5 protein-coding genes are annotated in these 11,576 nt (G+C 72.8%); 4 read left to right on the top strand and 1 reads right to left on the bottom strand.

Annotated elements, in window-relative coordinates; all coding sequences use genetic code 11:
- The first annotated feature begins 33 nt into the window (after nucleotides 1-33).
- The 4 genes from OJ997_RS00390 to OJ997_RS00375 all read left to right on the top strand — a co-directional run bounded on the left by OJ997_RS00390 (nucleotide 34) and on the right by OJ997_RS00375 (nucleotide 10,916).
- Nucleotides 34-2,745 (top strand): ATP-binding protein, encoded by a 2,712-nt coding sequence (locus OJ997_RS00390; RefSeq protein ID WP_270022991.1) that lies wholly within the window; start codon nucleotides 34-36, stop codon nucleotides 2,743-2,745.
- A 103-nt stretch (nucleotides 2,746-2,848) separates the two neighbouring features.
- A complete protein-coding gene (locus OJ997_RS00385) occupies nucleotides 2,849-3,241 on the top strand; it encodes a cupin domain-containing protein (protein ID WP_270022990.1) in 393 nt (130 codons plus the stop codon).
- On the top strand, nucleotides 3,238-3,918 hold the full coding sequence (locus tag OJ997_RS00380) for a response regulator (protein WP_270022989.1): 681 nt from the start codon (nucleotides 3,238-3,240) through the stop codon (nucleotides 3,916-3,918). The genes OJ997_RS00385 and OJ997_RS00380 overlap by 4 nt, the downstream gene beginning before the upstream one ends.
- Nucleotides 3,919-3,995: 77 nt before the next feature.
- A complete protein-coding gene (locus tag OJ997_RS00375) occupies nucleotides 3,996-10,916 on the top strand; it encodes a right-handed parallel beta-helix repeat-containing protein (protein WP_270022988.1) in 6,921 nt (2,306 codons plus the stop codon).
- Here OJ997_RS00375 and OJ997_RS00370 read toward each other — a convergent pair.
- Nucleotides 10,913-11,572: a PASTA domain-containing protein gene (locus tag OJ997_RS00370; RefSeq protein WP_270022987.1), complete on the bottom strand. Its 660-nt coding sequence runs from the start codon at nucleotides 11,570-11,572 to the stop codon at nucleotides 10,913-10,915. The two genes, OJ997_RS00375 and OJ997_RS00370, sit on opposite strands and share 4 nt — an antisense overlap.
- Between the last annotated feature and the right edge of the window lie 4 nt (nucleotides 11,573-11,576).

Here is an 11,576-nt window from a genome sequence, read left to right as displayed (position 1 = left end):
GACGACGCGCGGCACTGGCACAATCAGTCGTCAGTGATCGACGCCGGCCCCAACACGCTGCTCGAGCGCGGGGCCGAGCTGGAGGGTCTCGCGAGCCAGCTGGGCGCCGCGCGGGCGGCGCAGGGCTCGGTCGCGCTGCTCGAGGCGCCGGCCGGGCAGGGCAAGACGTCGCTGCTGCGCGTGCTGCGCGCGGAGGCGGCGCACGACGGGCTGCGCGTGCTGACCGCGACGGGTGCGCCGCTGGAGCGCGACTTCGCGTTCGGGATCGTGCGCCAGCTGTTCGACGCCGAGCTGCACACCGCGGACGAAGCTCGCCGTGAGCGGCTGTTCGCGGGGGCCGCGGCGCTCGCCGAGCCCGTGTTCGCGACGGCACCGACGAGCGACGAGGAAGACCCCGCGCACAGCACGATGTACGGGCTGTACTGGCTGGCCGCGAACCTCGCGGCCGAGCAGCCGCTGCTGCTGGTGATCGACGACGCGCACTGGGCGGACGCGCCGAGCCTGCGGTTCCTGGACGCGCTCGCGCGCCGGGTGGAGGACCTGCCGGTGCTGCTCGCGATCGGCGCGCGGCCCGCGGAGCCGGGCGCCGAGCAGGCGTTGCTGGACGGCCTCGCGACCGCGCCCGCCACACGCCTGCTCCGCCCGCAGGCGCTGTCGGAGCGCGCCGTGAAGGCGCTCGTGAACGCGAAGTTCGACGCCGAGCCCGCGTTCGTGACCGCCTGCTTCGAGACCACGCGCGGGAACCCGCTGCTGGTGACCGAACTGCTCAAGGGCACGCCGTTCACGGGCCGCGCCGACGAGGCCGAGGCCGTCCGCACCACCGTTCCGGGCACGGTCGCGCGGACCGTGACGGCGCGCATCCGGCGCCTGTCCGATCACGCGCTCGCCGTCGCCCGCGCCACCGCCGTGCTCGGGGACGCGACGAGCCTGGAGCGCGTGGCGGCGCTCGCCGGGATCGCGCCCGAGGAGGCCGCGATGGAGCTCGATCAGCTCGCCCAGGCCGACCTGATCGACACCGCCGACGCGCGCTTCACCCATCCGATGGTCCGCGAGGTCGTCGAGTCCGACCTCGGCGCCCAAGGCGCGCGACTGCACCGCGAGGCCGCGCGAATCCTCCACGAGGCGGGTGCGCTCGACGGCGTCGTCGCCACCCACCTGCTGGCCGCGGAGCCGGCGCAGGACCCGTGGGCGTCGGCGATCCTCGCCCGCGCCGGGCGACGTGCGCTGGCCGAGGGCGCGCCGGACGTCGCGCTCACGCTGCTCGCGCGCTGCTCGCCTCCAACCCCGGACAGCCTGCTCGGGCTCGGCGTGGCCCAGTTCCGCGTCGGCGCGGACCCGATCGCCGCGCTCGACGAGGCCGCGCGCACCGGCTCGCCCGAGGTCGCGGCGGAGGCCACGAAGGTCGCGGCCGCCGCGCTCGTCCTGCGCAGCGAGCCGCGGCGCGCCGCCGCGCGACTCCGGGCCGTCCTCCCGTCCACGCCCGAGCCGGCCCGCGGCGAGCTGCAAGACCAGCTCGTGGAGACGCTCGCGTACCGCGACGACGACGCCCAGGAGTACCTCGCCGCGGTCGACGAGCACGCGCACACGGGTCGCCCGACGATGCTCTGCCACCTCGCCCACGCCCGGGCGATGGCGGGCGCGCCGCGCTCGGAGGTGCTGCCCGCGTGGCGGCGCGCGTTCGCCGACTCGCGGGTGTTCGCGCGGCTCGGCGTCGAGCGGTTCGCCGCGCTGTGGGCGCTCGACGCGCTGCTGGCGGTGGAGGCCGCGGACGAGGCCAAGGAGGCCATCCGCGCGATGACCGACCTCACCAACCGCGCCGGTTCGCGGTCCTCGGCGGGCGGCGCGGCCTGGATGGAGGCCCGCTGGGAGCGGCGCTTCGGCCACCTGCGCCGCGCGGAGGAGCTCGCCCTGCACGGGCTGGAGCTCGCGAGCGGCGACCACATCCCGGAGACCGCGATCGGGACGACGCTCGCGGGCATCCGGCTGGACCGCGGGGACGTCGCCGGCGCTCGCGAGGCGATCTCCACGATCCCCGAGCCAGGCGCGACCGTGGCCATCTTCGGCGTGTGGGCGATCCGCGCGCGCTTCCACCTCGAGGAGGGCGACCCGGAGGCCGCGCTCGCCTCGCTCGAACGCCAAGAGCGCGCGGACACCTCGCGGCGCTGGCTGATCGGCCTGCGCGAGGACTCCCACGCGCTGCGCGTGCGCATCCTCGCCGCGCTCGGCCGGACCGAGGAGGCCGAGGCGTTCGCGGCCGCCGAGATCGCCAAGGCCGCGGCGCGCGAGGCGTTCGGCGCGGAGTCCGTGCTGCGCCTGGCGATCGGTGACGTCGAGGGTGCGGTCGCCGCGGCCGAGCGCTCGCCGCTGCCGCTCGTGCACGCGACCGCGGTCGCCGAGCTCGGCTTCAAGCTGCGCCGCGAGGGCCGCCGCGCCGACGCCCGCATCCCTCTCCGCGAGGCCCGCGACCTCGCCCACCGCTGCGGCGCCACCGCCCTCGAAGCCCGCGTGCACGAGGAGCTCGTGGTCGCGGGCGCGCGCCCGCAGCGCCTGGCCTTCAGCGGCGTCGACGCGCTCACGGCGCAGGAACGACGCGTCGCCGAGCTGGCGGTCCGCGGCCTGCGCAACCGCGAGATCGCCGAAGCGCTGTTCGTGTCCCTCAAGACGGTCGAGGTGCACCTGGGCCGCGCCTACACCAAGCTCGGCATCCAGGGCCGCTCCCAGCTCGCCGACGCCCTTTCCGATTAAACGTCTTACTTAAACGTCCAGGACGTTTAAGTAGGGGTAGGGGTTGAAATAGGGGTAGGGCGCTGATGAGGGTCGGCGCGTGGGTGCGGAGGATCGGCGGTGTATGAACCTCCTCCCCGGCATCACCCTGAACGTGACCGTCGCCGGTCATGCGACCCACGGCGAGTACGCGCTCGTCGAGGCGGTCGTGGCCGACGGCGCCGAGATCCCACCGCATGTCGCCCAGCTCGAGGACGTGATCCTGCACGTCCTGCACGGTGAGCTGGAGCTCGTCGTCGACCGGCGGCCCAGCACGCTCGCCACCGGTGCGACCGTCGTGCTCGAGCGTGGCGTGCCGCGCCGCCTCACCGCGACGCGGCCCAGTCGCGTGCTCGCGCTGATCACGCCCGCCGGGCTCGAGCAGCTGCTCACGGTGGTCGCCGACCCGGCCACGGACCCGGACGACCGCGCGGCGCTGCTCGCGGTCGGCGGCGTCCAGGCCGTGCCCGCGGCATGAGCCGCCGGCCGACGCGGATCGTCCTGGTCGACGACCACCTGCTCGTCCGCAGCGGGATCAAGGCGCTGCTGAACGCCGAGCCCGACCTCGAGGTCACCGGCGAGGCGGCCGACGGCGCGTCCGGCGTGGAGCTCACGCTCGAGCGCCACCCCGACGTGGTGCTGATGGACGTGTGGATGCCCGGGATCGACGGGATCGAGGCGACCAAGCGCATCAAGGCCGCGGGCTCGCGCGCCGAGGTGCTCGTGCTCACCAGCCACGACGACCACCAGCTCGCGCTGCAGGCGATCCGGGCGGGCGCGACCGGCTACTTCCTCAAGGACGCGCCGCCGCAGCGGCTCGCCGAGGCGGTCCGGGCGGTCGCGGCGGGTGAGACCCTGCTCGCCGCGCCGATCACGAAGCGGCTCGTGGAGCTGCAGCTCGGCGACGCGCGCGGCTCGCTGCTGCATCGGTTCGAGACGCTGACCGTCCGCGAGCGCGACATCGTCCGCCAGCTCGCCCGCGGCTTCTCCAACGCCGCCCTCGCGCTCGAGCTCGAGCTCAGCGAGGCGACGGTCAAGACCCACGTGAACCGCGTGCTGACCAAGCTCAGCGTCACGAGCCGCGTCCAGGCCGTGGTGCTCGCCTACGAGAGCGGATTCGTCAAACCTGGACACACGGACGGGATCGAGCTGTGAATCATCCTTCCGGACCAGCGCGCAACACCTTTCGGTCGATGGCGCGGCTTCAGCCAGAGCGTACGTTCGCGGACCTGATGGTCCGCTTACTTGCTCCCCTGATCGCGCTCACGCTGGCGATCCTCCTCCCCACCTCCGCCCAGGCCGCGCCCTTCGCACCGGCCGGGACGATCGTCGTCAACTCGACGGCCGACACCGGCAAGCGCTGTGACGACCCCACCGCCACCGAGTGCACGCTCCGTGGCGCGATCAACCAGGCCAACGCCAGCGCCGGCCCGGACACGATCACGTTCAACCTGCTCGGCCCCGCCAAGTTCACCCCCGCGACCCCGCTCCCGCCGATCACCCAGGAGATCACGATCGACGGCACGGGCGGCGGCACGGTCCCGAAGGTCGAGATCGACGGCAGCCTGATCCCCGAGGACACCCGTCCCACGCTCGCCGCCACGGGCGTGCTCGCCGAGCCGCTCGACAAGCCCAAGGCCAAGGCCACGCGCTCGTCCGACGACAGCGTGATCCGCTTCTTCCGCCCGTGGGGCCTCGATCTGCGCAACGCCGACAGCTCGACGATCCGCGGCCTGATCATCCACTCGTTCCCCTACGCCCAGATCGGCATGGACGGCACCGACGCCGCCAACATCAAGGGCAACTGGCTCGGCCTCAAGCCGGACGGCAGCGTGTCCGAGCGCAAGTCGACCGAGGACCGGATGCTCGGGCTCTCGCTGATCAGCAGCGCGATGAACGTCATCGGCGGTCCCGGCGCCGACAAGAACATCATCTCCGGCACCGAGATCGGCGTCGTGCTGATCGGCCAGGCCACGGGCTTCGCGAACGACAACCTCGTCTACGGCAACTACATCGGCACGACCACCGATGGCCGCGGCCGCCGCCCCAACACCGAGACCGGCATCCTCCTCACCGAGCCGACGAACCTCGCCGGCCGGGGCACGGAGGAGAACCGGATCCTCGGCAACGTCGTCGTCGGCGCGCGCGACGGCTCCTACGGCATCAGCGTCCTGGCCGGCAAGAAGACCGAGATCTCCAGCAACTTCGTCGGCGTCAGCGCCGCGGGCATCTCGGAGTCCCCGACCGGCGAGGCGCTCGGCCACGACATCGGCATCTACGTCCACGACTCACCCGACACCGTGGTCGGCGACACCGGCCCGGCCGGGTTCAACATCGTCTCCGGCAACAAGGTCGGGATCGAGGTCAACGGCGGGTCGGACCGCACCGCGATCGCCGGCAACCTGATCGGCACGGACTACTACGGCACGACCGCCGCGCCCAACACCAACGGCGTCGCGATCGTCGCCGACGGCCTGGACGAGGCGCCCGCCGACGTCACGGTCAACGCGAACACGATCGCCGGCTCCACCAACTACGGCATGTACATCACGGGCGCGGCCAAGCGCCCGACGCTGACGAACAACCGATTCGGCACCGACCTCGACGGCGTGAAGGCGCTGCCGAACAAGATCGGCTTCGCCACCGGCGCCCCGGCCAGCGGCGGCGCGGCGCCCACCGACCTCACGTTCGGGCCCGGCAACGTCGTCGCCGGTAACAGCACCGACGGCGTGCAGATGTTCGGTCCCAGCGCGGTCGTCAAGGGCAACCGGATCGGCGTCAGCGCCGACAGCAAGCCGCTCGGCAACGGCAGCGTCGGCCTCAACGTCCAGGGCGACAGCGTGCTCGTGGAGAGCAACACGGTGTCGAGCAACGCCCAGGGCATCGTCGTCGCCGGCCCGACCGACAACGTCCACGTGCGCGCCAACCGCGTCGGCACCGCGCCCAACGGCGAGGCCAACGCGGCCGACTTCGGCAACGCCGGCGCCGGCGTGCTCGTGCACGGCACCGCGCCGGACGCGCCGAGAAACACGCGCATCGGCGGCTCCAGCAGCACCGACGCCAACGTCATCTCCGGCAACGGCCGCGGTGTCCAGGTCCAGGGCGACGCCGCCGACACGGCGATCCGCCAGAACATCATCGGCCTCGACAACGTCGCCACCGCCGCGATCCCGAACGACGTCGGCATCTCCCTCGCCGGCGGCACCGGCACTGTCGTCGGCGGCGCGCTCGGCATCGACGCGCGCAACTACATCGCCCGCAACTACGAGGCCGGCATCCGCATCAACGGGGCGAAGAAGTCCGTGATCATGGGCAACTACATCACCGACAACCAGGGTCCAGGCGTGCTCGCCGACGCGCGCGGTGGTGACGCGGTGATCGGCTACGACGCCGAGACCGACGGCAGCATCGAGGACGTCAACTGCCGCGACACGCGCTGCAACCGGATCGAGAACAACCGGGGCGCGGGTGTGCGGGTCGTCGCCGCGTCGCAGATCACCGTGCGTGGCAACCGCATGCGCGGCAACACCGGCCTCGACGTCGACCTCGCCGAGCAGGGCGCCACGGCCAACGACGAGACGGACGCCGACGACTGGGCGAACACGCCGATCGGCGTCCTCAAGTTCCCGGACAAGCTCGCCGGACGGCTCGACCGCTTCGACGCGCAGAACACGCAGATCGACGTCTACGGCTTCACCTCGGCCCAGACCCTCCAGGGCCGCCCGCGCGGCGGCGAGTACCTGGGCACCGCGTTCCCCGACGCGCACGGCGAATGGGCGCTCACGAACGCGAAGACCTACGCCGCCTACGGCGCGGTCATGACCGACCGCCTCGGCAACACGAGCGAGCTGTCGCCGCTCTGCACCGGCGACCAGGACGGCGACGCCCTGTGCGACAACTGGGAGACCGGCGGCATCGACTACGACGCCGACGGCACGCCCGACCTGCGCCTGCAGGACCAGGGCGCCAGCCCGGTCAAGCCCGACGTGTTCGTCGAGGTCGACTGGCAGGCGGGCCGCAAGCCGCACATGAGCTCGCTGTACGCCGTCAAGGAGGCGTTCGAGCTCGCGCCGCGCCCGGTCAGCCTGCACACGGCGATGGGCGAGGAGGTCCCGTCCAACGGCCCGATCAACGCCGACGGCCGCAACCCGCTCGGCCGCTGGGACGACGTCAACGACTTCCTGCGCGGCCTCAACGACGACGACCCGTGCGCGGGCTGGTTCGGCTCCGCGGACGACCGCGACGGCGAGCGGTGCTACGGGATCCTCGGCGCGCGCAAGCTCGCCTACCGCTACGCGCTCTTCGCCGGCCAGGAGAAGGGCGGGCACTCCGGCGCGGCCGACCCCGGCGGCGACGCGTTCGTGGTCACGCTCGGCGACTTCCCGCGCGAGGACATCATGCTCGGCGGCGGCTCGGGCGAGGACGGCTGCAACCGCCAGTACGACGCGTGCCTTGCGCAGCTCGAGTCTGCGGTGTTCATGCACGAGCTCGGGCACACGCTCGGCCTGCTGCACGGAGGCGACAAGACCGGCGAGAACAACGAGCCGAACTACCTGTCGATCATGAACTACTGGTACCTGACGAAGGTGCCGCTCAACAGCCGGCCGCTCGACTTCTCGCGCAAGACCCCGGTCGCGCGCAACGAGGCCGAGTTCGACGAGAACCTGCCGTTCTACGACAGCTACCCGCAGCGGGCGCAGGACCCGTGGACCGAGGCGGCGATCACCACGTACGACGCCGCCAAGGACGAGTGCCGGCTCCAGCGCGTGAGCCTCGGCCAGAAGATCGACCTCAACGGCGACCATGCGTACTCCACCCGCGCGATGGGGCTCAACGACGTCGACATCGAGCACGACGCCAATCAGCTCGAGGAGTGCCAGAAGCCGGAGAACCACACGTTCCTGACCGGCGCCGACGACTGGTCGCGCCTGCGCTACTCGCGCCACGGGCTGGCCGGTTGGAGCGAGGGGCGGTACGGCGACGGCGAGGCGCACGGCGTGCCCTCGGCCGCTTCGCTCGCCGCGGCGATCGACACCGACGGCGACGGCGTCGATGACGACAAGGACGTCTGCCCCGCGGCCGCCGATCCCGGCCAGGAGGACGCCGACAAGGACGGGCTCGGCGACGCGTGCCTGCCGTTCATCACGCAGCGCGACGTGTCGGTGGCGCTGAAGGCCGCTTCGGCCAACGTGCCGGTCGGCGAGACGCGCACCGTCGAGGTCGAGGTCGCCAACGCGTACCCGAAGCCGGCGACCGGCGTCGTGGTCGCGATCACGGCCCCCGCCGGCGTGACCGTCGACACGCCGCGCTGGGAGGTCGGCGAGATCCCCGTGCGCGGGTCCAAGACGCTCGAGCTGAAGGTGACCGGCACCGCGACCGGCCGGGGCGAGCTGACGGCCGAGGTGGTCGCGGCGGTCGAGCCCGACTTCGACTCGACACCGAACAACCACGACGCCACCGAGGACGACCAGGCCGGCAAGCGGCTGACGGTGTTCCAGCCCGGCGCGGCGCCCACCGCGGCGCTTCCGGCCCGCGCCGCGCGCGAAGCGGACGACGGCGAGGAGACCGGGCAGGTGCGGATCGAGCTGGACGCCCAGTCCGGCATGTCGGTCGAGGGTCGCCTGCGCTCGGTCGGCGGCACCGCGACCGCCGGTGAGGACTACAAGCCGATCGACATCCCGGTCACGCTCTCACCGTTCGACACCTCCACGCACGTGGACATCACGCTCTACGGGGACGTCGCCGACGAGCCCGACGAGACGATCGAGCTCGAGCTGAGCGGCGTCGACGGCGCGCAGCCGGAGACGGTGCGCGGCGTGTTCACGATCACCGACGACGACGATCCGCGCAAGCCGGGCGAGCTGGCCTACCTCGGCTGCGTCTCGCGCGACTACGGGCCGGGCAAGTCGTGCGACCAGCGTGAGCGCAAGCTCGCCGCGCCGACCGGCACGAAGGCGATGACCTCGGACGGCCGCTTCCTGTGGGTCGCCGACGAGACCAGCATCGTGCGCCTCAAGCGCGATCCGGCGACGGGCGCCCTCAGCGACACGAAGTGCTGGGCGACCAGCGGCCCGGCGGGTGACTGCGAGACGCTCGGTGACCTGAAGCTGGAGCCGTCCGCGGTGCTCCTCACACCCGACGACAAGCAGCTGATCGTGCAGGGCGGCAACTGGGAGGACGACGGCAACCCGCGCCTGAGCCTCATCTCGCTCGCGCTCGACGCCAACGGCGACCCGACGCTGACGGGCTGCATCGGCATGGGGGCTCCGGGCTGCACCACCCCGATCGAGGCCGACACGCCGATCATGTCCCCCGGCGGGCGCTTCCTGATCACGTCCCCGGGCGGCCAGAAGCGCAACTACGGCGAGATCAAGGTCTACCCGCTCTACAACGGCAAGATCGAGGCGCCCGTGCACTGCTACCGGCATCCCGCCGAGAAGCACCTGGGCTGCGAGCCGCTGACGGTCAACCTGTACAGCACGCCGTGGCTGGACTTCTCGCCCGACGGCAAGACGCTCGCGGTCCGCACGATGGACCACCTGGCGCTGCTCGGCTGGGACGAGGCGACCGGCACCCTCAGCCAGGACGGTGGCTGCCTGCGCGAGGGCGGCCAGTGCCGTCCCGCGACCGAGTGCCGACTCGACGGCCAGGGCGAGTTCATCTGCCCGACGCCGCCGGACTTCCTGTTCGGGTACGGGCCGGTGCGGTTCGCCGCCGACGGGCGCGCGCTGTACGTCAGCGCCCACCGCGGCAACCGCGTGACCGCCCTGCCGCGCGTGGCCGACCGGACGTGGTCGGTCGACCACGCGATGTGCGCCGGGCGCCAGGACACGGACTGCGCGATCAAGACGACGGTCGTCGACGAGGCGATCGAGCTGGCCGTCTCGCCCGACGGCGGCGACCTGTACGTGACCGGTCTCGGCGGCGGCGTGATGTCCTTCAGCGCCGACCGCGTGAACGGCACGCTGTCGGCGCCGCGCTGCACGCTGCTCTTCGATGGCGCCGTCTCCTGCAGCACCGTCATTCCACAGGTCGGCACCTTCCCGGCCTCCCGCGGCAACATGCTGTTCGACCCGTCCGGACGTGATCTCTACACCACGGCGATCCTCCCGGGCTCCAAGTACGGCATCGGCCGCTTCCTGCGCACCTCGCGGCCGCCGGGCGGCGGGAACCGCGCGCCGCTGTGCTCGAACGCGGACGCGGCGCTCAACCCGGGCGCGACGGTGGAGCTCACGCTGCGCTGCGCCGACCCGGACGGCGATCCGATCACGCTGCGCAAGACGCGCGGCGGCGGCGAGCTGACGGGGACGCGTCTGCGCTACACGGCGGGCGCGACCGCGGGGATCGAGACGGTCGGCTTCGTCGCCTCTGACGGCGGGCTGGAGTCCGCCGAGGCCGAGGTGCGCGTGGTCGTCGGCAACCCGCCCAAGTGCGACGACGGCGCGGTGAGCGTGCTGCGGCGCGGCAGCGTCGGGCTGCCGTTCAAGTGCGACCGCGGCACGATCGAGATCGTCGAGCATCCCGCGTACGGCGGCGTGGTCGGGAGCACCTTCAACGCGCACCCGGCCGGGCACGACGGCGTCGAGTACGTCAAGTACGCGGCGTATGACCCCGAGACGGGCGTGCGCTCGAACGTGGCCACGATCACCGTGACCGTGTTCCCGCCCCCGCCCGGGCCGGAGATCATCGAGTTCGGCGAGGTCCGGCTCGAGAACGACCGCGGCGGCGCGAACAACGGCTGCTCGGGCTCCTCGTGCCGGCCGTCCGGCGGCGGTGACCTGCCGTTCCCGATGCGCTGCAACGGCTCGCCGACGCAGACGCCGGGCTCGTGCTCGGGCACGCTCGAGGCGTGCACGCCGTCGGGCTGCTCCAAGCGAGCGGGAGGCACGCGCGCAACGGCGTCCGCCGCCGCCAAGCTCAAGGGCTCGCTCGGCAAGGCCAAGTTCACGATCCCGGTCGGCCAGTCCAAGACCGTCAAGCTGCGGCTCAACGCCAAGGCCCGCAAGGAGCTCACCAAGAAGGGCAAGCTCAAGCTGCGGATCGTGACCACCGTCAAGCTGCCGACCGGCAAGACGGTGACGAGCACGCGGACGCTGACGGTGAAGAAGCCGCTCGCGAAGAAGAAGCCCGCGAAGAAGAAGGCCGGCCGCTAGGGGTTGCGGCCGTCGCGACAGGCGCCGTCGTCGAGCGCGCTGATCCGGTGGCGGAAGCCGCCGGGCAGCACGACGACGGCGTCGAGCGCGACCTCCGTGCCGCGGCGGACCAGCTCCCCCGGGCGCGGGCACTGCTCGACGACGCGGGCCAGCTCGTCGGGCGGCCCGACCGGGGTCCAGGGCGCGGTCGCGGCCGCGCCGAGGCAGTCGGCGGAGTAGGTGAGGTCGGCGGTGACCGCCTGGCGTGAGGCTTCGGCGAGCGTCAGGTCGCGCAGGTCCGGCACCTCGATCGAGCCCTCCCGCGCGAGTGGGCGCTCGGTCTGGGTGCAGGTCGTCGGGCGCGCGGCCGGCTCGCGCTGGACGCACGTGCCGGGGAACTGGCGCTGGACGTAGGCGACGTTGGGCGCGGTCGGGTTGGCGAGCGCGATCTTCGCGCAGCCGTCCCCCACGCCCGCGCTCATCACGTAGATGCCCTGGTCGACGAGACCGTCCTCGTCGCGCGTGATCTGCTCGACGAGGCGGGTGAGCTGCGTGTAGGCCGGCGTCGGCGTCGCCGCGGGCAGCGTCGCCTCCTCGTTGTCGCTCGTGCGCGCGAACACCAGCACCGCCGCGAGGGCGGCGAGTGACGCGACGAGCAGGACGAGCGCGATCCGCATGGGA

It is taken from the genome of Solirubrobacter phytolaccae, from assembly GCF_027587195.1.
Classification (GTDB): Bacteria; Actinomycetota; Thermoleophilia; order Solirubrobacterales; family Solirubrobacteraceae; genus Solirubrobacter; species Solirubrobacter phytolaccae.
Note: the sequence above shows the minus strand (reverse complement) of the source record. Positions and strands in the feature narration are given on the sequence as shown.